General features: G+C 71.1%; 20 protein-coding genes. 9 read left to right on the top strand and 11 right to left on the bottom strand.

Features of this window, described 5'->3' with window-relative positions; all coding sequences use genetic code 11:
• The first annotated feature begins 23 nt into the window (after positions 1-23).
• The 3 genes from ASG96_RS10300 to ASG96_RS10290 all read left to right on the top strand — a co-directional run bounded on the left by ASG96_RS10300 (position 24) and on the right by ASG96_RS10290 (position 3,064).
• On the top strand, positions 24-1,394 hold the full coding sequence (locus tag ASG96_RS10300; RefSeq protein ID WP_057587878.1) for an FAD-binding oxidoreductase: 1,371 nt from the start codon (positions 24-26) through the stop codon (positions 1,392-1,394).
• Positions 1,395-1,596: 202 nt separating this feature from the next.
• Positions 1,597-2,469 carry a M28 family metallopeptidase gene (locus tag ASG96_RS10295; protein ID WP_235509128.1) on the top strand — a complete coding sequence of 291 codons (873 nt, stop codon included), beginning with the start codon at positions 1,597-1,599 and terminating at the stop codon, positions 2,467-2,469.
• 61 nt (positions 2,470-2,530) lie between these two features.
• Positions 2,531-3,064, top strand: coding sequence for an NUDIX hydrolase family protein (locus tag ASG96_RS10290; RefSeq protein WP_056758857.1), 534 nt, complete (start codon positions 2,531-2,533; stop codon positions 3,062-3,064).
• A 148-nt stretch (positions 3,065-3,212) separates the two neighbouring features.
• Here ASG96_RS10290 and ASG96_RS10285 read toward each other — a convergent pair whose 3' ends face one another.
• Complete coding sequence (locus tag ASG96_RS10285; protein WP_057587876.1) at positions 3,213-4,790, bottom strand: collagen binding domain-containing protein; 1,578 nt, start codon at positions 4,788-4,790, stop codon at positions 3,213-3,215.
• Positions 4,791-5,898: 1,108 nt separating this feature from the next.
• On the opposite strand from ASG96_RS10285, the gene ASG96_RS10280 reads away from it, so the two are divergent.
• Entirely contained in the window at positions 5,899-8,043 is a 2,145-nt protein-coding gene (locus tag ASG96_RS10280) for a hypothetical protein (RefSeq protein ID WP_157610772.1), read from the top strand.
• A gap of 258 nt (positions 8,044-8,301) precedes the next feature.
• Positions 8,302-8,784 (top strand): hypothetical protein, encoded by a 483-nt coding sequence (locus ASG96_RS10275; RefSeq protein ID WP_200962672.1) that lies wholly within the window; start codon positions 8,302-8,304, stop codon positions 8,782-8,784.
• Positions 8,785-8,937: 153 nt separating this feature from the next.
• Here ASG96_RS10275 and ASG96_RS10270 read toward each other — a convergent pair whose 3' ends face one another.
• Positions 8,938-10,929: a TIGR03960 family B12-binding radical SAM protein gene (locus ASG96_RS10270; RefSeq protein ID WP_056754081.1), complete on the bottom strand. Its 1,992-nt coding sequence runs from the start codon at positions 10,927-10,929 to the stop codon at positions 8,938-8,940.
• Positions 10,930-11,045: 116 nt separating this feature from the next.
• On the opposite strand from ASG96_RS10270, the gene ASG96_RS10265 reads away from it, so the two are divergent.
• A complete protein-coding gene (locus ASG96_RS10265; RefSeq protein WP_162262032.1) occupies positions 11,046-12,185 on the top strand; it encodes an MBL fold metallo-hydrolase in 1,140 nt (379 codons plus the stop codon).
• 10 nt (positions 12,186-12,195) lie between these two features.
• Here ASG96_RS10265 and ASG96_RS10260 read toward each other — a convergent pair whose 3' ends face one another.
• The 9 genes from ASG96_RS10260 to rimP form a co-directional block, all read right to left on the bottom strand.
• Positions 12,196-14,058, bottom strand: a complete 1,863-nt coding sequence (locus ASG96_RS10260) for a long-chain fatty acid--CoA ligase (RefSeq protein WP_057587873.1) — start codon at positions 14,056-14,058, stop codon at positions 12,196-12,198.
• Positions 14,059-14,221: 163 nt separating this feature from the next.
• Entirely contained in the window at positions 14,222-15,472 is a 1,251-nt protein-coding gene (gene rodA, locus ASG96_RS10255; protein WP_082588548.1) for a rod shape-determining protein RodA, read from the bottom strand.
• The gene (locus tag ASG96_RS10250; RefSeq protein ID WP_057588387.1) at positions 15,436-16,407 is read right to left on the bottom strand and encodes a bifunctional riboflavin kinase/FAD synthetase; all 972 of its coding nucleotides are present in this window, start codon (positions 16,405-16,407) and stop codon (positions 15,436-15,438) included. The genes rodA and ASG96_RS10250 overlap by 37 nt, the downstream gene beginning before the upstream one ends.
• Before the next feature lie 56 nt (positions 16,408-16,463).
• Positions 16,464-17,414 (bottom strand): tRNA pseudouridine(55) synthase TruB, encoded by a 951-nt coding sequence (gene truB / locus ASG96_RS10245; protein ID WP_057587872.1) that lies wholly within the window; start codon positions 17,412-17,414, stop codon positions 16,464-16,466.
• Positions 17,411-17,899, bottom strand: a complete 489-nt coding sequence (rbfA, locus tag ASG96_RS10240) for a 30S ribosome-binding factor RbfA (protein WP_056754070.1) — start codon at positions 17,897-17,899, stop codon at positions 17,411-17,413. The genes truB and rbfA overlap by 4 nt, the downstream gene beginning before the upstream one ends.
• A gap of 174 nt (positions 17,900-18,073) precedes the next feature.
• Positions 18,074-20,998 carry a translation initiation factor IF-2 gene (gene infB, locus ASG96_RS10235; RefSeq protein WP_056754068.1) on the bottom strand — a complete coding sequence of 975 codons (2,925 nt, stop codon included), beginning with the start codon at positions 20,996-20,998 and terminating at the stop codon, positions 18,074-18,076.
• 180 nt (positions 20,999-21,178) lie between these two features.
• Positions 21,179-21,439, bottom strand: a complete 261-nt coding sequence (locus tag ASG96_RS10230; protein ID WP_255358550.1) for a YlxR family protein — start codon at positions 21,437-21,439, stop codon at positions 21,179-21,181.
• 104 nt (positions 21,440-21,543) lie between these two features.
• A complete protein-coding gene (nusA, locus tag ASG96_RS10225; RefSeq protein ID WP_056754061.1) occupies positions 21,544-22,602 on the bottom strand; it encodes a transcription termination factor NusA in 1,059 nt (352 codons plus the stop codon).
• A complete protein-coding gene (rimP, locus tag ASG96_RS10220) occupies positions 22,602-23,231 on the bottom strand; it encodes a ribosome maturation factor RimP (protein WP_056754059.1) in 630 nt (209 codons plus the stop codon). The genes nusA and rimP overlap by 1 nt, the downstream gene beginning before the upstream one ends.
• A 134-nt stretch (positions 23,232-23,365) precedes the next feature.
• Between rimP and ASG96_RS10215 the strand changes: the two genes are divergently transcribed.
• From ASG96_RS10215 to ASG96_RS10205, 3 genes are all read left to right on the top strand, one after another.
• Positions 23,366-24,376, top strand: coding sequence for a DUF4439 domain-containing protein (locus ASG96_RS10215; protein WP_157610770.1), 1,011 nt, complete (start codon positions 23,366-23,368; stop codon positions 24,374-24,376).
• Positions 24,373-25,341 (top strand): aminoglycoside phosphotransferase family protein, encoded by a 969-nt coding sequence (locus ASG96_RS10210; RefSeq protein ID WP_056754054.1) that lies wholly within the window; start codon positions 24,373-24,375, stop codon positions 25,339-25,341. Before ASG96_RS10215 ends, ASG96_RS10210 begins: the two co-directional genes overlap by 4 nt.
• Positions 25,342-25,456: 115 nt before the next feature.
• Positions 25,457-26,857, top strand: a complete 1,401-nt coding sequence (locus tag ASG96_RS10205) for an MATE family efflux transporter (protein WP_235509127.1) — start codon at positions 25,457-25,459, stop codon at positions 26,855-26,857.
• Positions 26,858-26,898: the final 41 nt, after the last annotated feature.

Genomic DNA, 26,898 nt, shown 5'->3' with positions numbered 1-26,898 from the left:
GCCGACCAGTCTAGCCTGTCAGCATGCCCAGCCTGCCCGAGCAGATCGCCCATCGTGAGGTCACCGACGCCGACGTGCGCCGGTCGTACGCACTCGACGCGACGGTCGCCCTCGCTCCCCCGCCCGACGACTTCACCGTCGTCCGGGCCCGGGACCTGAGCGACGTCGTGGCCGTGCTCGAGCACGCGCAGGCCACCGGCACGGCGGTCGTCCCCCAGGGAGCCCGCACGTCACGCTCGGGCGGGGCGGTCGCCACCGAGGACTGCATCGTGCTCAACGTCGAGGCGCTCGACGCCGTCCACGAGGTGAACGAGCTCGAGGGGTATGCCGTCGTCGGCCCCGGCGTCGTCAACGCGGACCTCAAGCGCGCTGCGGCCTCGGCCGGCCTCTTCTACGGGCCCGACCCCGCGTCGTGGGAGACGTGCACCATCGGCGGCAACATCGCCACGAACGCCGGCGGCCTGTGCTGCGTCAAGTACGGCGTCACGTCCGACTGGGTCAAGGCCCTGCAGGTCGTGCTCCCGGGTGGCGAGGTCATGCGCACGGGTCACCGCACCGCCAAGGGCGTCGCCGGCTACGACCTGACCGGCCTCTTCGTCGGGTCCGAGGGCACGCTCGGCGTCGTCACCGAGGCCGTCGTCCGGCTCGAGCCCGCCCCTGACCCGGCCCTGACGGCGCTCGCCGTCTTCGACTCTCTCGACGCCGCGGTCGCCGGGATCGTCGCCCTGCGTCGCGACCCCCACCGCCCGTGCCTGCTCGAGATCATCGACCGCACGAGCGTCCGGGCCATCCAGGCCTTCGGCGACTTCGGCTTCCCCGACGACTGCGCCGCCGTGCTGCTCGTCCAGTCCGACCGCCCCGGCCACGTCGCCGACGACGTCGCGAGGTATGCCGGCCTGCTGGAGTCCGCGGGCGCCACCGACGTCGCGGTCGCCGACGACGCGCAGGAGTCCGAGGCGCTGCTCGCGGGGCGCCGGGTCATGAGCACCGCGTTCGAGGCGATGGGTGGGCGCCTCGCCGAGGACATGTGCGTGCCGATCGGCCGTCTCGCGGAGTTCGTCCGCGGCATCGAGGCCATCTCCGAACGCCGGGCGGTGCTCATCCCGGTGAGCGGCCACGGCGGCGACGGCAACCTCCACCCGTCGATCGTCTACTCCCACGACGACCCCGACAGCCTGGCCCGGGCGTGGGAGGCCTTCGACGACCTCATCCGGCTCGGGCTCTCGCTCGACGGCACCATCACCGGCGAGCACGGCATCGGCTCGGTCAAGGTGCCGTGGCTCGGTCTCGAGCTCGGCGACGCGGAGCTCGACCGGCAGCGCCGCCTCAAGGCCGTCTTCGACCCGCTCGGGATCATGAACCCCGGCAAGGTCTTCCCCGCCGCACCCCGTTGACCCCTCGAGTGCGGTGGATCCCCGGCACCTGGCGCCGGTGATCCACCGCACTCCCGGGTTAGCGTGGGTGATGGGCATCCGCAGGGCCGGTCTCCTCGCGACCGTCGCGCTTGCGGCGGCGGCGTGCACGAGCGGGTCGCCGGCTCCCGGCAGTGACTCAGCGGGTCCGGCCTCCTCGGTCTCCCGGGCTTCCTCTGCCTCGGTGTCCTCCTCGTCCTCGACGTCTCGTCCGGCCGCGAGCGCTCCGGGGACGCCTGCTCCCCCGTCACGTGCGGACCCCTTCGGCGTCGACACGGTGCTGGGCGGCATACGTGCTCTGGCTTCGATCGGTCCGCGCGACGCGGCGAGCCGTGCGAGCGACCGGGCCGCGGCCTACGTCGCGGGTCGGCTGCGCGCCGCCGGCTACCGCGTCAGCCTCCAGACCTTCGCCGTGCCCGCCGGCATCTCGTGGGGGGTGCGGGTCCCGGCCGGCACGAGCGTCGACGTCGTCGCCGACCCGCCCGGCTTCGACCCGACGAAGCCCCACCTCGTCGTCGGCGCGCACCTCGACACCGTGCCGCAGTCACCGGGGGCCGAGGACGACGCGTCCGGGCTCATGGTCATGGCCGAGGTCGCGCGGATGACCCGGCAGCAGCCGGGCGCACTCCCCGTCCGGTTCGTCGCGTTCGGCGCCGAGGAGGCGCGGGGCGGCAACGGCACGTTGTATGCGTTCGGCTCGCGACACTTCGTCGCCGGGCTGGGTGCGCCCGAGCGGCGAGCGGTCCGCGGCATGGTGGCCCTCGACCGGGTGGGTGTCGCGGCGGCGGCGGTCCCGGTGTGCCACGTCGCCGGGGCCGACTCCTCGCTCGCGGACGCCGTCCGTCGCGCAGCCGCCCCGGTGGTGCCGACCAGGGGCTGCACCAACAAGGCGAGCGACCACGTGTCGTTCGTCAGGGCGGGCATCCCGGCCGCCCGGCTCGGCAGCGTGCCGTACGCCGCGTACCACTCGGCGGGCGACGTGCCCTCGGTCGTCGACCGGGGGCAGCTGACGCGGTCGGGGGCCGTCCTGTGGGCCTGGATCCGCTCGCCGCGGTGACCCGACGCGCCGCGCGTGGACCGCGGCGGGGGTCCGGTCGGACGTTTGGCAGGATGACGTCATGACCGAAGTGGACACGACGGGTGCGTGGCTGAGCCGCGAGGACCTCGACAACGCCCGTGACCGACTGCCCATCCTCTACGTCCACGCGATCCCGGTCCGCGTCGACGACCGCGGCGTCGTCACCCACGTCGGGCTCCTGCTCCGCGCGGACAGCGACGGAGGCATCGGCCAGGAGGTCGTCGGCGGTCGGGTGCTCTACCACGAGCGCATCCGCGACGCCCTGATGAGGCACGTCGAGAGCGACCTCGGCCCGATGGCGCTGCCACGGATCCCGCTGTCGCCGCAGCCGTTCACGGTCGCAGAGTTCTTCCCGACGCCAGGCGTCACGCCCTTCCACGACCCCCGTCAGCACGCCGTGTCCCTGGCGTTCGTCGTCGCCGTCATGGGCGACTGCCGGCCGCAGCAGGACGCCCTCGACCTGTCGTGGGTGACTCCCGAGGAGGCGGCGTCGCTCGCAGCCCGTGGCGAGATGCCCGGATCGCACGGCGTCCTCGTGCGCCAGGCCCTGGCCCACGTCGGTTTCCCCGTGTGACCGGCGCTCATCCGTAGAGCGTGCAGATCTCGGTACGGAGCTGCGCGAAGACGGCCCCGAGGGGTTGGTGGACCAACAGGTGGCATGAGGAAGGGAAGGGGCCACCTGGACCCCTTCCCCTCCGCTGCGTCAGTGAACCGCGATCAGATCACGGGTCTATGACGATGGTGCAGGTGATCGTGCGCTCCGTGAGGCCGGTTGCGGTGGCAGAGCCATCGCCGGTCACGTCGTCGGTGTCGAGGTTCGGACCACCGTTGGTGCAGACCACGGTGCTGTCCGTGCCGCCGACGACCTGGGAGTTGATGCTGATCGTGACGTCGGTCAGCGGGTTGTTGACGAACGCGACGTTCTCGCCCGCGTACGGGGTGCCCGCACACGTGGCCGCGTTGTCGACCGTGACGTTCTTCGTCGTGTCACCAGCGGGCAGGTAGCCGGTCGGGACCGTCTCAGTGACGGCGTACTGACCGAACAAGAACCCGTCCACACACGCCTGACCGTTGGCGTCCGTCACGGCGGCGGTGCCGCCGATGGTGAAGGTCACGCCGGACTGGGCGAACACGTTGCCAACAGCGGCGGCGTGCTTGGCCGTCTTGGTGACCCGGATCGCGCCGCGCTGCCGCGGGTCGACGAAGGTCACGGATGCCTGAACGTCGGCAACGACGGTGACGTGCTGGAATGCCGGGTTGGCCAGCTCGTGCCCGGTTGGGGCGACGGTCTCGACGACCCAGTACTCACCGTTCGTCACGGCGGCGAAGTCGCAGACACCGTTAACGGTGGTGCAGGATGCGACGACGGTGTCCTCGACGCCGGGACCGGTTGCCTCGTTGACGGGCGGGTTGTCCTTGACGAGGTTGAACTGCGCACCGGCCAGCAGGTTCGGCGGGGTCGCGTCGTCGTTCTTGATGACGTGGACCGAGCCGCACTGGCTGAAGTTCGTCGCGATGGGACGGATGAAGTCCTTGATAGCGGCGGTGAACGAGTCGGAGGACCGGCTCTTCAGGTACGCCGAGCCGAACGCGACACACTGACCGGAGCCGCCGACGAGGGCGTCGAAGTCGATCTGGGCCTCACCGAAGGTGCGGGCCGAGAGCGCGCCGAGACCGTCGGCGTTGGCTGCCGAGATCGGGACCAAGTTGATCGAGCCGATCGCGTCACCGGCTGCGGAGAGGTTGACCCTCGTGCCCCAGCACGGCGTTGCGTTGTTCGCCTCACACTGGCTGCCGGGGCCGGTGGCGACCCAGCGGGACAGGAACAGCTGGGGAACCGTGCCACCGTTGGCCAGGTCGTACTGGATCAGCACGTCACCGGCGGTGCGGACCGGGGTGACCCCGTTGGACGACAGCGTGCTGGACTTGTTGAGCTCGAAGTCCATGTTCGTCGTGCCGTTCGGGTCCTGCACACGTGACCAGTAGAGGTTGAGGAACCGGCCGTTGGCGTTGGTCTCGAGGTAGCCACCGAAGAACTTCAGGTCGCTCTTGTTCGGCGGGATGGACCCGTCGATGACGGAGGGCACCGGGGTGTCCTCCTTGGTGCCGTTGCCGAACGAGTCGTCACCGGAGCCGGAGGCGAGGTCTGCCTGACGGCGCTCGGTGCCCGAGGCGCTGCCCTGCGGGATGCTGGCCCAGTCCTGGTTCCCCGGGGTGTCGACGACGAGGTTGGCCCCGGAGGCACCCTGGTCGATCTCGAAGATGCTGCCCGGCAGCGATGCCGCGCTCGCTGGTGTCACTGCCACCAGCAGGGCAAGCCCCAGCGCACCTACGCTGGCGGCCGCCACGGTTCTGAAATGCTTCATGCACTTCGTCCCTTCAGTTTTGAGGCCCGCACCCAGACGTGGGCCAATGGCTCGTGACCGACTGGCCACTCGCCCGTGCGTTGCAAATCAGCCCCCGAAACTGATGTAGCCGCGCCTTTGCCCCCGCCCGGCACGTCGACTCGGCGCCCCGCCACCGTGGATGTGCGCGACGACCGGGCCGAGCCGCTTGCTCCGGTGCCCACGAGGGCCTTACCCGTCAGTCGACGCCATCCTTTCTCGATATTAGGGACCCCTCTTGCGCGCCATTGGGAAATGAAGAAATACTTGCCTTCGGTGTATCTCCATTTCCTTGTTTAGTTGGCTATTTCACCGATGCCGAGGAAATCGGCAATTATCCGCGTAGATCGTGATACGCCCCTGCTATAGATTGAAATGTCCCGCACTTTGGAGCCGTTGGTGCGGGTCATGGCCATCTGCAGGCCGCCCTTCAACGCGACCGGAGCCGATGGTCCTGCCCAGCGCCCAGCGGGCTTGGGTCTATTGCAGGACAGTGCCACCCACAGCGAATCGTCACGGCCAGCCATCACGGGAGGTCCGCCCTGACCCTCGTCAAGGACTTGACGAGCACGCGTCCGTAATCAGCTGATCCACCTCCGCCTGACGTGGTCCGGTGAAGCTCTTGCCGGGCGACATCTCATGCATAGGTGAATGCGTGGCATACAAAGTCTATTAGACCGATCTTTCACCATATCGCCTGTCATTTTCTGCCTTGGCCTGGGACTTGTGGGACATAAGCCGCCGAGTTGTGAGTTCTTCATCACAACGAAGTGCGACGTCCTACTTTCGGAGCTGGGACGCTGGTCGAACGCGTTCCGGGCGCACGCGATGACGCGGCGCGGGGGGCATGCTTCACCTGGCTGTGGGCTCGGGGCTGACGAGCGACTCCATCCACCCGGATCGGGGACCGGAACCGGCACACAGATGGAGACACAGCATGAATCATTCATGGATGGCGTCTCGGGGGACGCCTTCGACCGGGCACAGAACACAGATCAAGTCATCACGTCTGCGGACGCTGGTGGTGGGTGCGATCGCGGTTCTGGCCATACCCGCCGCGATCATCACGGCGCCAACGGCCTCCGCTGCGACGTGCGTCAACCAAGTCACCGGCAGCAACTTCGAGATCGACCCCAACGCCAACCTCACCGTCCAGGGGAGCGGCTGCATCGACTGGCTCGACGGCACCTCGCTGCGAGGCCTCAGCCAGCAGGACAAGCCGACCGGCACCGGAGACGACTCGTTCGGACAGGGCACGGCTGAGAATGACACCAGCCCGACCATCGTGAGCGGATCCATCCCTCCCAACAAGAGTGACCTCAAGTACTTCGGGGTCAACACGGAGACGGCCGCGGGCAAGTTCCTGCAGCTGTTCTGGACGCGTGTCCAGAACCCCAGCGGCACGACAAACATGGACTTCGAGCTGAACCAGAAGTTCTGCAACCCAGCCGCGACCCCGACGAACTGCGCCGACAACGGCAAGGGCGTCACACCTGAGACACCCCTCCGCACGAGCGGTGACAAGCTCATCACCTACGACCTCTCCAAGGGCGGAACCGTCCCGACGATCTCGATCCGCACCTGGACCGGTTCCGTCTGGGGGACGCCGACCGTCATCTCCAGCTCGAGCGCCAGCGCCGTGGGCTCCGTCAACACGAGCGCCATCGCTGCAGCCAGCTCCGGCGGTCTCGGCGCCCTCGACCCGTACACCTTCGGCGAGGCGTCCATCGCCTTCACCGCACTGTTCCCAGCGGGTTCAGGCTGCACAACGTTCGGTTCGACCTACCTGAAGAGCCGCTCGTCGGACTCGTTCACGGCCGAGGTCAAGGACTTCATCTCGCCCGAGCGTGTCAACATCAGCAACTGCACCGGCTTGGTGACCAGCGCGACCCAGCAGGTCGTCATCGGCAACGCGATCAACGACACCGCCACACTCAGTGGCGCGACGGCGACCGCGGGCGGAACGATCACCTTCCGGGTGTACAGCGACGCGACCTGTTCGACCTTGGTCTCGACGCTCGGTCCCATCACCGTGAACGGCAACGGGAGCTACCCGTCGGGCAGCTACACGCCAGGATCGGTCGGCACCTACTACTGGATCGCCTCCTACTCCGGCGATCTCAACAACAGTCCCTCGACGGGTGCCTGTGGCGACGCCAACGAGACGAGCACGGTCATCAAGGCCAGCCCGGGCATCTCCACGACCGCGACCGCAGGACCGGTCATCGTCGGTAGCAACATCAGCGACACGGCAGCACTCACGGGCGCCACGAGCGACGCCGGCGGGTCGATCAGCTTCGCGCTGTACAGCGACGCGACCTGCTCCACCCTCGTGACGACGCTTGGCCCGGTCTCGGTCGCCGGCAGCGGCAGCTATGGTTCCGGCAACTACGTCACGACAGCTGTCGGGACGTACTACTGGATCGCGAGCTACACCGGTGACGCGAAGAACAACGCAGTTACCGGCAGCTGTGGGGACACCGGCGAGAGCAGCCAGGTGACGAAGCAGCAACCCGCCATCTCGACCACTGCCGTGACACCCGTCGTGATCGGCTCGGCCATCAGTGACACTGCCGTGCTGACGGGGGCAACCTCCGATGCCGGCGGTTCCATCACGTTCAGGCTCTACAGCAACAACACCTGCACCACTCTCGTCACCACGCTGGGTCCTGTGAGTGTCAACGGCAACGGTTCCTACGCCTCCGGCAACTACACTCCGTCGGCCGTGGGCACGTACTACTGGATCGCCAGCTACACCGGCGACAGCAAGAACGAGCCGGTGTCGGGTACGTGTGGAGATACCGGTGAGACGAGCGTGGTGAACAAGGCTCCGGCTGACATCACCACGGCGCAGTCGTTCTACCCGCAGGACTCGGTGACCATGAGCGCTACGGCAGGAGGTACCCCCGGGGGCACCGTGACGTTCAAGCTCTACGGACCGAACGCAGCCGACTGCTCGGGTAGCGCCGTCTACACCCTGTCGAACGTGGCTCTTGTCGGCGGTTCGGCCGACACGAACAACCAGACGTCGTTCGCCATCAATGCCGCGAATGCTGGTTCGTACAAGTGGCTCGTCAGCTACAGCGGCGACACGAACCACCTGGCCAACGCCGGCGTCTGTGGCGACGAGATCTCCTCGTTGACGATCAACAACAACGCGATTCCGTGACCTGACCTCCACGCTCGTGTCCGGCCGACGGGGCGGCCGGACACGAGGAGGCAGCCACATCTCACGTCCGTGACCGGTTCGGGGCCTGTGTCCTGAACCGGTCGCGGCTCTTTCGGGGCATATGCCGCCACCTCGGCGGGACACGTATCGGGGAGGTCGTTCCCGCCTCCAAGACACGACGCGACCGACCAGGGCCGCCGTCGTCACAGACCCGAGTCGGGGGTCGGGCCACCTCCACCCAGGGAAAGAAGCACCACCATGAAGGTCACCAGATCAGCTCTCGTCGCCGTCGTCGCGTTCATCGCGGCTCTCGTCATGGCCAGCCCGTCTTCAGCGGTCGCCGCGAAGTTCCACAGCGTCGACTCGTCGGTCAGCAACTCGGGCGCCCTCGTCGTCAGCTTCGACGAGCGCGGGCTCGGCAACGGCAACATCGACTACACCCTGACGGCGGACGCCTCGGCCGTCTACGCGTGCATCAACGGCGGCGGGCAGCACCCGCAGGCCGCGAACAAGGAGACCGTGAACGGCGACGTGAGTGCCGCCGGCAGCTTCGAGTCGAGGAACGGCCGCGTCCAGGCGAGCCTCTCCGCAGGCCCGATCTCGGCGGGCGGCTTCACCTGCCCGAACGGACAGCGCCTCGTGCTTGCCGCCGTCTCCTACTCGAACATCCTCCTGACCGACACGACGAACGGCACGAGCGTCTCCGTGCCTGACACGTCGCGCGTCTTCTTCGCCGTCTGAGGCTCTCCGGACGGGCACGGCCCGACGAGCGCGCTCGCCGGGTCGTGTGCTCCGGGTAACAGGGGCCCGAGCAGCCGTATGCCGCTCCGCCACCCTCCCCCGGCCACGCGGCATACGCCCCCGGGGGTCGCACGCCGTGGCCGGCGGGAGCGGTCAGTGCTGGTGCTCGAGCAGGTCCTGACGACCGGACCCCAGCACCGTGAGCGGCAGCAGGGTCTTGCCCGTGGGCCCGATCTCGATCTCGGTGCCCATCTGCGGGCAGACGCCGCAGTCGAAGCACGGCGTCCAGCGGCAGTCGTCGACCTCGGTCTCGTCGAGGGAGTCCTGCCAGTCCTCCCAGAGCCAGTCCTTGTCGAGACCGGAGTCGAGGTGGTCCCAGGGCAGCACCTCGGACTCGCCGCGCTCGCGCGTGGTGTACCAGGCGAGGTCGACCGGCACGTCGGCGAAGGCCTCGTCCGCACAGCGCATCCAGCGCTCGTAGGAGAAGTGCTCGCTCCAGCCGTCGAAGCGGCCGCCGTCGCGCCAGACGGCCTCGATGACCTTGCCGACGCGGCGGTCACCGCGTGAGAGGAGCCCCTCCACGATGCCGGGCTGGCCGTCGTGGTAGCGGAAGCCGATGGACGAGCCGTAGCGCTTGTCGGCGCGGATCGCCTCACGGAGCTTGGCCAGGCGCGCGTCGGTCTCCTCGACACCGAGCTGCGAGGCCCACTGGAACGGCGTGTGCGGCTTGGGCACGAAGCCGCCGATCGAGACGGTGCAGCGGATGTCGCGGCGACCCGAGACCTGCCGCCCGGTCTCGATGACCTTCTTGGCGAGCTCGGCGATCTGGAGCACGTCCTCGTCGGTCTCGGTGGGCAGCCCGCACATGAAGTAGAGCTTGACCTGCCTCCAGCCGGCGCCGTAGGCCGCGGCGACGGTCTGGATGAGGTCCTCCTCGGACACCATCTTGTTGATGACCTTGCGGATGCGCTCGGAGCCGCCCTCGGGCGCGAACGTCAGGCCCGAGCGTCGACCGTTGCGGGTCAGCTCGTTGGCGAGGTCGATGTTGAAGGCGTCGACGCGGGTCGACGGCAGCGAGAGACCCGTCTGGGTGCCCTCGTAGCGGTCGGCGAGACCCTTGGTCAGGTCGGCGATCTCGGAGTGGTCGGCCGAGCTCAGCGAGAGCAGCCCCACCTCCTCGAATCCCGTTGCGGCCAGGCCGCGCTCGACCATCTCACCGATGCCGGTGATCGACCGTTCGCGCACCGGACGCGTGATCATGCCGGCCTGGCAGAAGCGGCAGCCGCGCGTGCAGCCGCGGAAGATCTCGACCGACATGCGCTCGTGCACCGACTCGGCGAGCGGCACGAGGGGCTGCTTGGGGTAGGGCCACGCGTCGAGGTCCATGACGGTGTGCTTGGCCACGCGCCACGGCACACCCGCGGCGTCGGCCGCCGGCGCCACGCGCTGGATGCGCCCGTCGGGCAGGTAGGAGACCTCGTAGAAGGCCGGGACGTAGACGCCGCCGGTGCGAGCGAGGCGCAGCAGCACCTCGCGGCGACCACCGGGACGGCCCTGGGCCTTCCACTCCCCCACGATGTCGGTGACCGTGAGGACGGCCTGCTCACCGTCGCCGACGATGGCGGCGTCGATGAAGGACGCGACCGGCTCGGGGTTGAAGGCCGCATGGCCGCCCGCGATGACGATCGGGTCGTCGAGGCCGCGGTCGACCGCGTGCAGCGGGATGCCGGCGAGGTCGAGAGCGGTGAGCATGTTGGTGTAGCCGAGCTCGGTCGAGAAGCTGAGTCCGAAGAGGTCGAAGTCGCGCACCGAACGGTGGGCGTCCACGGTGAACTGCGGCAGGTCCGCCTCCCGCAGCTGCGCCTCCATGTCGGGCCACACGGCATACGTGCGCTCGGCAAGAGCGTCCGCCCGCTCGTTGAGGACCTCGTAGAGGATCATGACGCCCTGGTTGGGGACGCCGACCTCGTACGCGTCGGGGTACATGAGCGCCCACCGCGTGGTCAGCTCCTCGCCGTCGGGGCCGTGGCCGCCGACGTGCCAGTCCTTGACCGTGGAGTTGAGCTCGCCGCCGACGTACTGGATGGGCTTGTTGACCCGCTCCAGCAGGGGCTCGAGGGCGTTGAACAGGGACTCTCCGGGCATCCCGCCATGGTACGTGTGGTCGGGCGGACACCGAAACACGACCAACCGGGCCCCCTCGCCGAAGCGCCGGACACCGGCAGGCCCCCGCCCTAGTCTGGGTGGGCGGAGGTGGGATGGTGGCGACGGTGCCGACGGCGATCCACGTGGAGGTGCTGCCCGCGCGACTGGGCGACTGTCTGCTCGTCGAGTGCCCCCGCCCAGACGGCACGACGTGGCGGATGCTCGTGGACGGGGGCCCTCCGGACACGTGGCCGCTCCTCGAGGCGCGGCTGCGCCGCCTCGACCCGGATGACCGCCACATCGACGTCGCGGTCATCACGCACATCGACAGCGACCACATCGGCGGCATGCTGCCGTTCCTCGCGAGCGACCTGGCCGCGGACGTCCGAGACTTCTGGTTCAACGGGCGCACGCACCTTCCGGTGACCGGGCCCGGCCGGCCACGGAGCGTCGACCAGGGCGAGAGCCTCGTCGCCGCGCTCCGCGGCCCCGACGAGGATCCGCTGGCCGGCGGTCCCTCGGTGCTGCAGTCACGTCGCCGAGCCCTGCCGTGGAACGTCGCGTTCGGTGGCGGGCCCGTCGACACGGGCGCGGCGGGCGGCTTCGTCGAGGTTGCGGTGCCGGGTGGACCGACCGTCACGGTGCTCTCCCCGACGACGAAGCGCCTCATGCGGCTGGCCGACTCGTGGTCGAGGAGCCTGCGCGACGCGCTGGGCGACCACGCCCGCGAGGTGGCGCTCGACGTGCCCGAGCCTCTCGCCGACCTGCAGCACCTGGCCGACGAGCGGACGCCTCGGGACACGTCGGTGCCCAACGGGAGCAGCATCGCCCTGCTCGTCGAGCACCGCGGGGCGAGCGTCGTGCTCGGGGCGGACGCCTTCGGGAGCGTCCTCACCGCGGCCTTGCAGGGTGTGGCCCGCGCCCGCGGGGGTGAGACCCTCACCGTCGACGCGCTGAAGCTGCCTCACCACGGGAGCGACGCCAACGTCGTCGCGGCGCTGCTCGAGGTGGCGCCGGCCAGTCACTACCTCGTCTCGACCAACGGTGATGTCTTCCACCACCCGGACGACGCCGCCATGGCCCGGGTCGTGCTCGGCGCCCCGGCCGGGCCGACCCTGTGGTTCAACTACCGCACCCCACGGACCGAGCGGTGGGCCGACCCGAGGCTCGTCGAAGCGCACGGGCACCGCGTCGCCTTCCCCGAGCCGGGGCACGCCGGCGCCGGGGCGGTCATCGACCTCCCGGCCCGGCGCTGAGCCCCGGGCGTCAGGAGCCGTCGTACATCGCGTCGAGCTCGGCGCGGTGCTTCTCGGTGACGGCCTTGCGGCGCAGCTTCATGCTCGGGGTGAGGTCGCCCTCCTCGACCGTGAGGTCCTTGTCGAGGATGGTGAACTTCTTGATCGTCTCCCAGCGGTTGAGGCCGTCGTTGAGCTGGTCGACGTAGCGCTGGACGAGGGCGTGCGCCTGCGGCGAGGCCACCACCTCGGCGTACGTCTTGCCGTCGAGCCCGACGGTCGGCGCCCAGCCGACCATGGCGTCGGGGTCGAGGGTCACGAGTGCTGTCGCGTAGTTGTGGCCGGCCCCGTGCACGAGGAACTGGCTGACGAAGGGACACAGGCCCTTGAACCGCGCCTCGATCTCGGCCGGGGCGATGTACTTGCCGCCCGAGGTCTTGAAGACGTCCTTCTTGCGGTCGGTGACGTAGAGGAAGCCGCGCTCGTCGATGCGCCCGATGTCGCCGGTGTGGAACCACCCGTCCTCGCTGAGCACCTCGGCCGTCGCCTCGGGGTTGTTGTGGTAGCCGCGCATGACGCCGGGTCCCTTGACGAGGATCTCGCCGTCCTCGTCGGCGATGCGGACCTCCGTGCCGGGCAGCGGCCAGCCGACGGAGCCGTACTGGTACGCGCCGTGCTCGGGCGCGTTGACCGTCGTGCCCGACGACGTCTCGGTGAGGCCGTAGCCCTCCTGGACGAGCAGGCCCACCGACCCGAACCAGCGCGCGACCTCGGCGTTGAGCGGCGCCGAGCCGCTGATCATGAAGCGGACCCGGCCGCCGAAGCGCTCCTGCACCTTGTGCAGCACGAGCTTCGTCGCGAGCGCGTGCCGCCGCGTAAGGGACGCCGAGGGCTGGTCTCCGCGGGCCCGGACGTCGCGCATCTCGCCACCGACCTTGAGGGCCCAGTCGATGAGCTTCTTCTTGACGCCCTTCTCCCCCGCGAACATCAGGGCGATGCGCCCGTGCGCCTTCTCGAAGATGCGCGGCGGGCCGGCCATGAAGGTCGGTTTGATGACGGCCATGTTCTCGACGATCTTGTCGACACGGCCGTCGACGGCGGTCGGGAAGCCGATCTGGAGCCCCGTCGCGACGAGCATCTTGCCGAAGACGTGCGAGAGCGGCAGCCAGAGGAACTGCAGGTCGTCCCCGGTGAAGGTGCCGATGGCGTCGATGACGGCGCCCTCGTAGACGACGCTGTCCTGGACGAGGCGCACGCCCTTGGGGCGGCCGGTCGTGCCGGACGTGTAGATGACGACGGCGAGGGACTCACGCGTGAGCTGGTCGATGCGCGAGTCGACGAGGTCCGGCGTCGCCGCCAGCCACTCGCGACCACGCTCGGCGAGCTGGTCGGTGGTGATGACCCACCCGTCCTCGCTGCCCGGTCCCGTCAGGGCGATGACCTGCCGGACCCCGGGCACCTCCGAGCGGACGCGCTGGAGCTTGGCGACCTGCTCCTCGTTCTCGGCGAAGACGATGCCGCTGCCCGAGTCGGTGAGGATGTAGGCGACGTCCTCGGCGATCGTCGTGGGGTAGACCGTCGTCGTCGCGCCCCCGGCGCAGATGACGGCGAGGTCGGCGAGGATCCACTCGACGCGCGTCGTCGAGGCGATGGCGACGCGGTCCTCCAGCTGCACCCCGAGGCTGACGAGTCCGGCGGCCCACTGCTCGACGACCTCGTGGGTCTGCCTCCACGTCAGGGTGGTGAGCTCGCTCGACCCCTCCGCGAAGTAGAGGTAGGCCGGCGCGTCGGGCGTGGCCCGGACCCGGCTGCGGAAGAGCGCGCCCACGCTGGGGGCGCGGCCGTCGAGGATGTTCTGGTCGACGTCCCGGTCGGCGAGTGCCTGGAGGGGCATGTGGACTCCTTTGTCACTGCGGTTGCCCGTCATCGGCGTCTGCGGGCGACCGCGCCATGCCGGGATGATGTCAACAATCGACCCGCCAGTCACGCATCCGTCGGCGTCGTCGGCGAAACGTGACCCGTCGGTAACCGGACTCGGGGGTCACCCGCGCGCGGGCTCACCCCCACAGGGCGCGGGCCGTCACGTGGCGTCCGCCTCGCCGCTGCGAGGCGGACGCCACGTTGCCGACGAGGCCGATCGCGATCCACGAGGCGATGAGGGACGAGCCGCCGCTCGACACGAAGGGCAGCGGCAGGCCCGTCACCGGCATGAGGCCGAGGTTCATCCCGATGTTCTCGAAGGCCTGCACCCCGAGCCAGACGGCGACGCCGATCGCGACGAGGCGGCCGAACGCGTCGGCACGGCGTGCCACGACGACGCACCGCACGACGATGAAGCCGATGAGCACGACGAGCCCCGCCGCCCCGAGGAAGCCGAGCTCCTCCCCCGCCACGGAGAAGACGAAGTCGGTCTCCTGGAACGGGATGAAGCCGCCCTGGGTCTGGCGACCCTCGAAGAGACCCTGTCCACCGAGGCCGCCCGAGCCGATCGCGATGCGCACCTGACGCGTCTGGTAGCCGATGCCCTGCGGGTCGAGCGAGGGGTCGAGGAAGGCCCGCAACCGGTTGCGCTGGTAGCCCGAGAGGACGGGCGTCACAAACGCCGCGCCGACGGTGGCCGCGCCGACGACGACGACGCCGAGCGTCCACAGGGCGGGGGCTCCGGCGGCGGCGATGATGACGACCGACATCGCGACGAGCACGAGGGCGGACCCGAGGTCGGGCTGCGCCAGCACGAGCACGACGGGGATGCCGGCCACGACCCACGCGAGCGCCACGTCCCGGTGACGCTGGCGCAGCCCGCGCTCGGCCCGCTCGGCGAGGAGCATGGCCAGGCCGATCGCCAGGGCCACCTTCATGAGCTCCGAGGGCTGCAGGCTCATCCCTCCGGGCAGCCGGATCCAGGAGCGCGACCCGTTGACCGTCGACCCGAGCGGCGAGACGACCGCCGCCAGACCGAGCACGGCGAGCACGTAGACGACGGGCGCGGCCGCGCGGACGACCCGCACGTCGAGCCGCGTCACCACCGCAGCGCAGGCGATGCCGACGCCGAGCGCGACGAGCTGCTTGAGCGCCGCGGTGCCGCCCACGGACGCGCGGGTCGCGGACCACACGAGGACGACTCCGACGACCGACAGGCCGAAGGCGCCGATGAGCAGCCCGAGGTCCACGCGCAGCCACGACGGACCGCCATCGCGCAGCCCCGACGAGGCTCGCAGGGACGGCCGGCCACGAGCGCTCCGCGGAGGCGTCGGCCGCAGCAGCGGCCCGGCTACGACGGGACGATCGCCGAGAGGATCTCGCGACACCGGACCACGTCCTGGGCCATCTGCTCGACGAGCGTGTCGATCGACTCGAACTTCAGGGTCGGGCGCAGGTGCGAGACGAACTCCACCGCGACGCGCTCACCGTAGAGGTCGAGGTCGGTGCGGTCGAGCACGTAGGCCTCGACGCGGCGCTGGTGACCGTCGAACGTCGGGTTGGTGCCCACCGAGAGGGCTGCGGGGAGCGTGCGGTCAGGCGCACCCTCGTGGAGGTCGAGACGGACGAGCCACCCGGCATACACCCCGTCGGCCGGCACGAGGCCCTCGTGGTCCTGCGAGAGGTTGGCCGTGGGGTAGCCGAGCTCGCGGCCGCGGTGGTCACCGTGCACGACGGTGCCGGTGACCCGGTGGGGGCGACCGAGGATCTGGGCGGCGTGGTCGACGTTGCCGGCGAGCAGCTCGGACCGCAGCTGCGTCGAGCTCCAGCGGGCGCCCTCGTCGGCGCCCTCGCCGATGTCGTCGAGGGCGATGACCTCGAACCCGTGCGACGCGCCGAGCTCGCGCAGCGTGCCGACGTCACCGGAGTTGCGCACGCCGAAGCGGGTGTCCTTGCCCACGACGACGGCGCACGCACCGAGGGCGTCGACGAACATGCCGCGGACGAACTCCTCGGGGGTCTGCTGCGCGAACTCGCGCGTGAACTCGATGACGAGCACGGCCCCCAGACCGACCGAGGCGAGCGCGTCGAGGCGCTGCTCGAGCGACATGACGACCGCCGGAGCGCGGTCGGGGTAGAGCACGGCGATCGGATGCGGCTCGAAGGTGACGGCGACGGGGATCGCGTCGCGGTCGGCGGCCTCGCGCACGACACGCGTCAGGACCTCGCGGTGGCCGCGGTGCACCCCGTCGAAGTTGCCGAGGGTGACGACGGTGGGCCCGAGGTCGGCCGGGATGTCGTCGAGTCCGTACCAGCGCTGCACGGCGACCACTGTAGTGGCCGTGCCGGAGCGGACGTCCGAGGGCTCGGGCACGAGGCTCAGGCCCCCGCCCCGGTCGCGGCGAAGACCACCTTGGCCCGGGCCGTCGGACGCGTCTCGTCGAGCACGGCAACGAGGCGCCCGTCCGGGTCGATCGCGGCCACGGCGTCAGCGCCGGCCACGGCGCTCGGGATGCGCTGGCCGTAGCCGAGGGCGACGGCCTCCTCGGCGGTCACCTCGTGCACGGGCAGCTGCGCCCGCGCCGCCTCGGCGATGGGGAGCAGGGGTATGCCGTCGGGCCCGTCGGCCTCCGACGTGGCCGTGAGGTCGTCGAGCGACGCGGCATCGTCGAGCCCGAAGCGGCCCACGCGCGTACGCCGGAGCGCCGTCAGGTGCCCGCCGACGCCGAGCGCCTCGCCGAGGTCGCGGGCGAGCGCGCGGACGTAGGTGCCCGACGAGACGTCGACCTCGACCTCGACGTCGACGACGTCGATGGGCGGACCGACCTCGACCGTCGCGGTGCCGGGACGCACGGAGAGCATGTCGAAGCGGCTCACCGTGACCGGCCGCGCGGGCAGGTCGACCGTGTCGCCCTGCCGGACGCGGGTGTAGCTGCGTACGCCCTTGACCTTGATGGCGCTGACGGCGCTCGGCACCTGCTGGATCTCCCCGGTCAGGGCGGCGACGGCGGCCGGCAGCGCGGCCTCCAGGGCCGGCACGTCCTCGACGCCGAGCGCCTGGGTGGTCTCACCCTCGGCGTCGTCGGTGAGGGTGGCCATCCCGAGACGGATCGTGGCGGCATACGACTTGTCGCAGCCGACGAGGAAGGTGAGCAGCTTCGTGCCCCGATCGACGCCGAGCACGAGGACACCGGTCGCCATGGGGTCGAGCGTGCCGGCGTGCCCGACCCGGCGGGTGCCGCAGAGCCGGCGGGCGCGCGCCACGACGTCATGGCTCGTCCAGCCGGCCGGCTTGTCGACGACGAGCAGGCCACCCGAGCGGTCGGTCATCGGGCGTCGACGTCCGCGTCCACCTCGGCGTCCACGGTGTCGTCGCTGGCGTCGTCCTCGGAGCGGTCGACCGGCTTGCGGTAGGGGTCGGCGTCGCCGGCCGGCGTGGCGTTCGCCGCGGCGCGCGCCAGCTCCTCGTCGCGAGCACGGGTCTGGGCCACCAGGTCCTCGAGGTGGGCAGCGCCCTCGGGCAGCGCGTCGGCGATGAACTCGATCGACGGGGTCAGGCGGATGCCGATGCCCTTGCCGACGGCCGAGCGGATACGGCCCTTGTTGGCCTCGAGCACCTCGGCCGTGGCCTGGCGGTCCTCGTTGCTGCCGAAGACGGTGTAGAAGACGGAGGCCTGCTGGAGGTCGCCGGTGACGCGGGCGTCGGTGATGGTGACGAACCCGAGGCGTTCGTCCTTGAGCCGGAACTCGAGGTACTCGGCGACGATGACCTTGATCCGGTCGGCGATCTTGCGGGCGCGGGCGGGGTCAGCCATGACTACCTCTGCTTTCGTGTGCGTGCGGTCGGACCAGCCGACGTGGTGATCACCCTAGTAGCGGCGCGGGGACGCTGCGCATTCCCGTCCGGGCGTCCGCGGGTCGGGTGGGACCCCGCAGACGGCGACGGCGCCGACCCCCGTGGGGGGCCGGCGCCGTCGCACCTGTCGAGCTCAGGCGCGCGGCTTCTCGCGCATCTCGAACGTCTCGATGACGTCGTCGATCTCGATGTTGTTGAAGTTGCCGAGGTTGATACCGCACTCGAAGCCCTCGCGGACCTCGGTGACGTCGTCCTTGAAACGACGCAGACCGGTGATCTCGATGCCCTCGCCGATGACGGTGCCGTCGCGGATGATCCGCGCACGGGTCCCGCGCTTGATCTCGCCGGAGCGCACGAGCGAACCCGCGACGTTGCCGAACTTGCTCGACTTGAAGACCTCGCGGACCTCGGCCGTGCCCAGCTGGACCTCTTCGTACTCCGGCTTGAGCATGCCCTTGAGCGCTGCCTCGACGTCGTCGATCGCCTGGTAGATGACCGAGTAGAAGCGCATGTCGACGCCCTCCCGGTCGGCCAGCTCGGCGACACGCTCCGCGGGGCGGACGTTGAAGCCGATGATGATCGCGTTGTCGACCGTCGCGAGGTTGACGTCGTTCTGCGTGATGGCACCCACACCGCGGTGGATGATCCGCAGGTCGACCTCGTCGCCCACGTCGATCTTGAGCAGCGCGTCCTCGAGCGCCTCGACCGAACCCGACACGTCACCCTTGAGGATGAGGTTGAGGGTGTCGACCTTGCCCGCGGCGAGAGCCTCGTTGAGGTCCTCGAGCGAGATGCGCTTGCGGCGCTTGGCGAGGCTCGCCGCACGCGACGCCGCCTCACGACGCTCGGCGATCTGACGGGCCGTGCGGTCGTCGGGGGCCACGAGGAACGTGTCACCGGCGCCGGGGACCGACGTCAGACCGAGCACCATGACGGGCCGCGAGGGTCCGGCCTGCTCGACGTTGTTGCCGTGCTCGTCGAGCATGGCACGCACGCGGCCGTGACCGCTGCCGGCCACGATCGAGTCACCGACGCTGAGCGTTCCCGACTGGACGAGGACGGTCGCGACCGGGCCGCGGCCCTTGTCGAGGTGCGCCTCGATGGCGACACCACGGGCGTCCTTGTCGGGGTTGGCGCGCAGGTCGAGGGCCGCGTCGGCGGTGAGCAGGACGGCCTCGAGGAGCCCGTCGATGTTCGTGCCGTTCTTGGCCGAGACGTCGACGAACATCGTGTCGCCGCCGTACTCCTCCGCGATGAGGTTGTACTCGGTCAGCTGCTGGCGGATCTTCGCCGGGTTGGCGTCCGGCTTGTCCACCTTGTTGACGGCCACGACGATCGGCACGTTGGCCGCCTGGGCGTGGTTGAGCGCCTCGATGGTCTGCGGCATGACGCCGTCGTCGGCGGCGACGACGAGGATCGCGATGTCCGTCACCGACGCACCACGGGCACGCATGGCCGTGAAGGCCTCGTGACCGGGGGTGTCGATGAACGTGATGGCGCGCTTCTCGCCCTCGTGCGTCGTGGCGACCTGGTAGGCACCGATGTGCTGGGTGATGCCACCGGCCTCGCCCTCGGCGACCTCCTCGGAGCGGATCGCGTCGAGGAGCTTCGTCTTGCCGTGGTCGACGTGGCCCATGACGGTCACGACCGGCGGACGCGCCTCGAGGTCCTCGTCCTCCTCGGCCTCGAGCTCGGCGTCGAGGTCGATGTTGAACGAGCCGAGCAGCTCGCGCTCCTCGTCCTCGGGCGACACGACCTCGATCTCGTAGCCGAGCTCGGCGCCGAGCACCTTGAAGGTCTCCTCGTCGAGGGACTGCGTGGCCGTGGCCATCTCGCCGAGGTGGAACAGCACGGTGACGAGCGACGCCGGGTTGGCGTTGATCTTGTCGGCGAAGTCGGTCAGCGAGGCACCACGACGGACGCGGATGGTCGTCTTGCCGTCACCACGGGGGACGCTGACGCCACCCAGGCTCGGGGCCTGCATCTGCTCGAACTCCTGGCGCTTCGCGCGCTTGGACTTGCGGCCTCGGACCGGGCGACCGCCGCCACGACCGAAGGCACCAGCCGTCGAGCCACGACCGCCGCCGCCACCGCGGGGACCGCCGAAGCCGCCGGGACGACCGCCGCCGGGGGCGCCGCCGGGGCCACCACCGAAGCCGCCACGGCCACCGCCGCCACCCGGGCCACCACGGCCGGGGCCGCCGGCCGGGCGCTGGCCCGGACGGCCGACGGTGCTGCGCTCGGGCATCATGCCCGGGCTGGGACGCGGACCACCGGGACGCGGGGCGCCACCGGGAGCACCGGGACGACCGCCCGCTGCCGGAGCACCGGGACGCGGGGCGCCACCGGGAGCACCGGGACGCTGGCCACCCTGACCACCCTGACCACCCTGGCGCTGCTGCGGACGCGGCATGCCCTGACTGGGGCTGAACGGGTTGTTGCCCGGACGCGGGCCGGCGTCGCCACCGGGACGCGGGGCGCGGGACTGGCCCATGCCCTGGCTCGGGGCGAACGGGTTGTTGCCCGGACGCGGCTGACCCGGACGGGGAGCCGGACGCGGGGAGGCCGGGACGCCGGAGGTCTGCTGACCACCGTCACGGCTGGACTGCACGCGCGCCGGGGCCGACGCCGCGGGAGCGGCGGGGGCCGGAGCAGCCGGGGCCGGAGCCTTCGGTGCCGGGGCGGCGGGTGCGGGAGCTGCCTTGGCGGGCGCCGGAGCTGCCTCGCGGGCGGCAGGTGCTGCGGGAGCAGCCGGGGCGGGGGCCGCCGGCGCTGCGGCTGCGGGGGCGGCCGGCGCGGGGGCCGACGGCGCCGGAGCAGCCTTCTGGGGCGCGGCGGGGGCCGCGCTGGTGGGGGCGGCCTTGGGGGCCGCCGGCTTCTTGTCTCCGCTGGACGAGCCTTCCCGGGGGAAGGTCTCGATGATCTTGCGGACGACGGGGGGCTCGATGGTCGACGATGCCGACCGGACGAACTCTCCCTGGCTCTTCAAGTGTGCGAGCAGTGTCTTGCTCTCGACTCCGAGCTCCTTTGCGAGCTCGTAGACCCGGACCTTAGCCACATCTCTCCTGTTCCTGGTCCGGCCTGAACAGGGAGTGGCCGAACCGTGGGTTATTGCTGGGGCTTGCTCATCGCTGAGTACTCATCGGGTGCTCATAGCGTTTTCAACCCGCCTTGTGGTTCGTTGACTGATCTCTGACTGATCCGGTGCTCCCCCGTCGTGGGCGGGCACCGGTGCGTGCTACTCGTGCTGGACCCCGAGCTGTCGTGCCACCGCGCTCACGTCGAGCGCCGCCTGCAGTCGCAGGGCACGCCCGAACGCCTTGCGGCGCACTGCCAGCTCGAAGCATTCGGGCGTCGGGTGCAACCACGCACCACGTCCCGGCATCCGGTGTCTCGGGTCGGGACGGAGCGTGACCGGGGAGGTGTCCCCAGCGTCTCTGTCCGTCGCCGCGACCACTCGCAGCAGGGCCGACCAGCTATCCATTCCTCGACATCCCACACAGGTGCGGGACGGCTCAGCACGGAGTCCAGTCCGGTCGGCCACAGACAAGTCTACCGCGTTCGCGCCGCTCCCCGCTCCACGGGGTGCGCCGGGCCGGGCGCTCAGCGCCCGTCAGGCGCCACCTCGACACCGCCCCCCGTCGCACCGGAGGCCTCGGGCGCCTCGGTGTCCGGGCGGATGTCGATGCGCCATCCGGTGAGCTTGGCGGCGAGGCGGGCGTTCTGCCCCTCCTTGCCGATCGCGAGGCTCAGCTGGTAGTCCGGGACGACGACGCGAGCCGTGCGCGCCGACGCGTCGACGATCTCGACGGACTGCACGCGGGCCGGCGACAGCGCGGCCGCCACGAAGGTCGCCGGGTCGTCGGCGTAGTCGACGATGTCGATCTTCTCGCCGCGCAGCTCGGTCATGACGGCCCGCACGCGCGCCCCCATCGGGCCGATGCACGCGCCCTTGGCGTTGACGCCGGAGACCCGGCTGTGGACCGCGATCTTCGTGCGGTGCCCGGCCTCGCGGGCCAGGGCGGCGATCTCGACGGTGCCGTCGGCGATCTCGGGCACCTCGAACTTGAAGAGCGTGCGCACGAGGTTGGGGTGGGTGCGGCTCAGACCGACCTGCGGGCCCTTGGGTCCGCGCTTGACGCTGACGACGAAGCAGCGCAGGCGCTCGCCGTGGACGTAGCGCTCGCCCGGTACCTGCTCGGCCAGGGGCAGGATGCCCTCGACCGTGCCGAAGTCGACGAGGACGTTCCGGGGGTCCTGGCTCTGCTGGATGATGCCGGAGATGACGTCGCCCTCGCGGCCCTTGAAGTCGCCGAGGATGGCCTCGTCCTCGAGGTCGCGCAGTCGCTGGACGATGACCTGACGTGCCGTCGAGGCGGCGATGCGGCCGAAGCCCACCGGGGTGTCGTCGAACTCGGGGCCGGGCTCGCCACGCTGCGGACGCTCACCCTCCTCGGTGACCGGCAGGAGGTCGCCCTCCTCCCGGGCCCACACGATGACGTGGCCCGTCTTGCGGTCCAGCTCGACCCGCGCGATGCGCTGGCTGCCGTCGGTGCGGTGGTAGGCGACGAGGAGCGCCTGCTCGATCGCCGGGATGAGCACGTCGAGGCTGATGTCGCGCTCCCGTTCGAGGGCGCGCAGGGCTGCGAGGTCGATGTCCATCAGTGGTCCCCTTCCAGGGCGGACGTCTCGTCCGGGTCGTGGGTGTCGTCATGGGCGTCGTCGGTGCCGCCGGAGCCGTCGTGAGGCTCGTCGTGAGCCTCGTCGTGCGCGTCGTCGGCCGTCTCGACCCGCTTGAACTCGACCTGCACGGTGCCCCGCTGGACGGTGTCGAGGTCGAGCGTCACGTGGCGCGCCGGTGTCTTCTTCGTGGCGGCGACCTCGAGGATGAGGGAGTCCGAGCCCACCGCGGTGAGGCGCCCGGTGTCGGTGCCGCCCTGGTGGACGACCTCGACGAGGCGGCCGACCTGACGGCGGAGCTGGTCGCGCGAGGCGAGCGGCCGGCCCACCCCCGGCGAGGACACCTCGAGCACGTAGGGCGCCTGCCCCATGACGTCGCTGGCGTCGAGCTCATCGCTCACGGCACGCGTGGCGTCGGCGACGGCGTCGAGGGACAGCGGCGGGACGGCGCTCGTGGTGTCGGCGACGTCGAGGTCGGCGATGTCGGAGTCGACGAGCACGCGCACGAGACGGCGCTTGCCGGCAGGAGACACGGAGACGTCCTCGACGACGAGCCCGAGGGGCGCGAGCACCGGCTCGAGCGTCGCTCTGATCTCCTGCACCGTGCTCATCAGTCGACGCCTCCTGCTCTTCTCGAATGTCCGGTGCCCACACCCCGAGGGGGCGCGACGGGCACCGCGTGCCCACCACTCTATCGGCGCCGGGGGGTCGTCGCAGACCGCCGCCCGCGTGCGAAGATCTCGGCATGGACGGCGACACCCGTGGGCTCGGGTCACGGGTGATGGACGGTCTCGGCCGTCCCCCACGCCGTCTCCTCGTGCTCGGCGGCGGCGCTGCGGCCCTCGCGCTGCTCGTCGACCGCGGCCTGCGCCTCGACGTCCCGCCACCGCCCCCGCCCGTGCCGACGCGCCGTCCCGCTCCCGACGAGGCACTGCTGCTCTCGGCCGTGGCCGACCTCGAGCGGGTCGTCGCGGCCGAGACGTCGGTCCTCGCGGGCGACGACGGCGGCGCCCTGGTGCGCCGCCTCCGCACGGTCAACCGGGAGCAGCTGCGCGTGCTGCGCGGCCGCCTGACGAACGCCGGCGTCCCGAGAAGCGTCATCGACGCCGCCGTGGCCGCCGGCCCGACGCCGTCGGCGGGTGCAGGTGCCACCGGCACCCCGGCACCCACGGGCCCCGGCACCAGCACGGCAGCCGCCAGGCCCGTCCGCACCCGCAAGGCGCTCGCCGCCCTCCTCGACTCGCTCGGGCCCGACGACTGGGCCGCCCTCACGACGGCGACCACCGACACCCGCGAGCTGCTCGGCGCGGCCTACGGCCAGCGCCTCGCCGGAGCCGTGCTCCTCGGCCGGGAGGTCGCCGTGTCGTCGCCGAGCCCCGCGCGGCCCGAGGTCGTCGCGCGGACCGAGCCCCTCGTCTATGCGTTCGAGGTCGTCGCCGCGCAGAGCTCGGGCGACCAGCGGTCGACGGCCGAGGAGACGCTCGCGGCCCTGGTCCGGCTCCAGATCTCCGTGTCCGGGACCAGCTCGACGACCCCCGCCGGCTGGGCGCTGCCCTTCCCGGTCACCACACCCGACGCGGCCCTCCGGCTCGCGACCGAGACCCTCTCGTCCGCCGTGGATGCGGGCACCGAGGTGGCGGGTCCGCAGCCGAACGCCGCCTCGCTCGAGGACGTCGCGCGCTGGAGCGCCAACGTCCAGGCCCTCGCCGTCGACTGGGACGTGCCCCTGACCGCCTTCCCGGGAGCCACCGCATGAGTTACGACCCGATGTACGACCTCATCCCGGCGCTCTTCGCCCACGAGGTGAGTGGCTACGAGCCCGACGGCTACGTCTCCGGGGAGGACTGGATCGACGCGCTCCCGGGGCTCATCACCGACCTGTTCGCGGAGTGGGAGCTCGAGCCCGTCGGCCGCGCGACCAACGGCGTGTGCGCGGTGGCCATCCCGGTGCGGCTGCTGGGCTCGGGCCGCGACGTCGTCGGCGTGAGTGGCGACGGCGTCCTCAAGATCACCTGGCCCCACCCCGAGGCCGCCACCGAGCACCTCGCGCTGCAGACGTGGAACGGCCACGGCGCGGTGCGCCTCGTCCGGGCCGACCCCGCCCGCTTCGCCCTGCTGCTCGAGCGCCTGCACACGCGCGACCTCACCCGCGTCGACGTCGACGAGGCCTGCGGTGTCATCGGTGACCTGCTCGGCGTGCTGCGCCGGCCGCCGCACCCGCGCGTCCCCAGCCTCACGGCATACGCCCTCCGTCAGGCGGAGGAGCTGAGGGCGGCACCGGCCGTGCTGCCGCGGCGCTACCTCGACCAGGCCTCCACCCTTGCCAGGGAGCTCGTCGACCGGGCGCCGGCTGAGGACCGGCTGCTGCACACCGACCTGCACTACACGAACGTGCTCGCTGCCTACCGCTCGCCGTGGCTCGCCATCGACCCCAAGCCGATGGCCGGCGACCCGGCCTTCGAGGTGGCACCGGCCCTGTGGAACCGGGCCGACGAGCTCGGGACCGGCTCGGAGGTCCGCTGGTCGCTGCGGCGGCGGCTCGAGATCATCTGCGAGCGGGCCGGCCTCGACGAGGGGCGCGCCCGCGCGTGGACGATCGTCCGCGAGGCCGACAACGCCCTCGACGCGGCCGAGTCGCTCGCGAACGGTCCGGCCGACGACGCCTGGGCGCACGACCGGATCAGCCTCGCGGTGACGATCATCAAGGCGATGAACGACTGACCGCAGGGCTGGCGCGCGGCTGGCGCGACGCTCCGATCAAATCGTTTCGACTCGGGGGTGCTTGAAGCCTTAACCTTGTCGCGCTCCCCCACCTTCGTTGTCGAAAGGCACTCGCATGCCTCGCCTTGCCATGCCCACCTCCCGCGACCAGCGCTCGGCCCCGCCGAATCCTGCTCGCGAGATCGCGCGCATCGCCGTGCCGGTGAGCATGGAGTTCGTCCTCATGCTGGTGCTCAACTTCGTCAACCAGATCGTCGTCGGCAGCCTCGGCGCCACCGCCATCGCCGCGGTGGGCTTCTCCAACAGCCTCACCTTCATCCTCGCCGTCACGCTCGGCTGCCTCGGCACGTCGGTGAGCATCCTCGTCGCACGGGCCCACGGCGCCGGCCGCCGCGACGCACTCGACCACACCGTGACCGCCGCGCTGCTCGTCGCCGTGGGGCTGGGCACCGTGGTCTCGCTCGTGCCGTGGTTCTTCGCCGACCACCTCATGGCGCTCGTCGGCGCCTCCCCGTCGGTCGCCGCCGCAGGCACCGACTACTTCCGCCTCACCGTCCTCGCGACCCTGCCGGTCATGCTCAGCGCGATCCTGGCGGGCGTCCTCCGCTCGGCCGGGCGGCCGACGAGCCCGATGATCGCGACGATGGTCACCGTCGTCGCGAACTCGGCGATCGCATACTCCCTCGTCGTCGGCCTCGGGCCGCTCCCCTCGCTCGGGGTCGCGGGGGCCGGATGGGCCACGCTCGTCACGGCCGTCGTGAAGTCGCTCATCCTGCTGTGGATGGCCTACGGCCGACGCGGGGTCGTCGGCTGGAGCCTGCCCGACAGCCTGCGCCAGTGGCGAGCCGTCATCGTGCCGCTCTTCGTCCTCGCGCTCCCGCTCGGCATCACCGAGCTCTTCTGGACGGTCGGGACCTTCCTCTACAACGTCGTCTTCCAGCAGCTCGGCGACGAGGCCCTGGCGGCCGCCCAGATCGTCACGACGCTCGAGGGTGTCTTCGTCGTCGGCAGCATCGGCCTGATGAGCGCCACGACGACACTCGTCGGCCGCTCGGTCGGTCGCGGCGACGTCGACGACGCGATGGCCTGGGTGCGGCGGCTGACGCGCGCCGGCATCGGGACCGCGGCGGTCTTCGGGGTCCTCTTCGGCGCCTCGGTCCTGCTCCTCGACGTCCTCTTCGGCGAGGCCGGCCGCGACGTGCGCACCATGGCCGGTGTCGGCATCCTCGTCAACGCGGCCTTCCAGGTGGTCAAGGTCCGCAACATGATCGTCGGCGCAGGCGTGCTGCCCAGCGCGAACGACGTGCGCGGCGTCATCATGGGCGACGTCGTGGGCGCCTTCGTCGTCGGCCTGCCGCTCGCCGTCCTCCTCGGCCTGCACACGCCGCTCGGCTACGTCGGCATCTTCGTCGCCCGCATCCTGGAGGAGCTGGCCAAGCTCGCGATCTTCACGTGGCGCGCACGCCGCATCCGGTGGGAGCGGCTCGTCACGCGGCTCGAGGCCGTGCCCGCCTGAGGCGCGCCTCGTCCGGTCGTGGTGCCTCGCCTAGCGTGAGG

The sequence above is a fragment of the Terrabacter sp. Soil810 genome (genome assembly GCF_001429645.1).
In the GTDB taxonomy this organism is placed as follows: domain Bacteria; phylum Actinomycetota; class Actinomycetes; order Actinomycetales; family Dermatophilaceae; genus Terrabacter.
The sequence above is the reverse complement of the archived record's forward strand: the minus strand, read 5'-3'. Positions and strand labels throughout refer to the sequence as shown.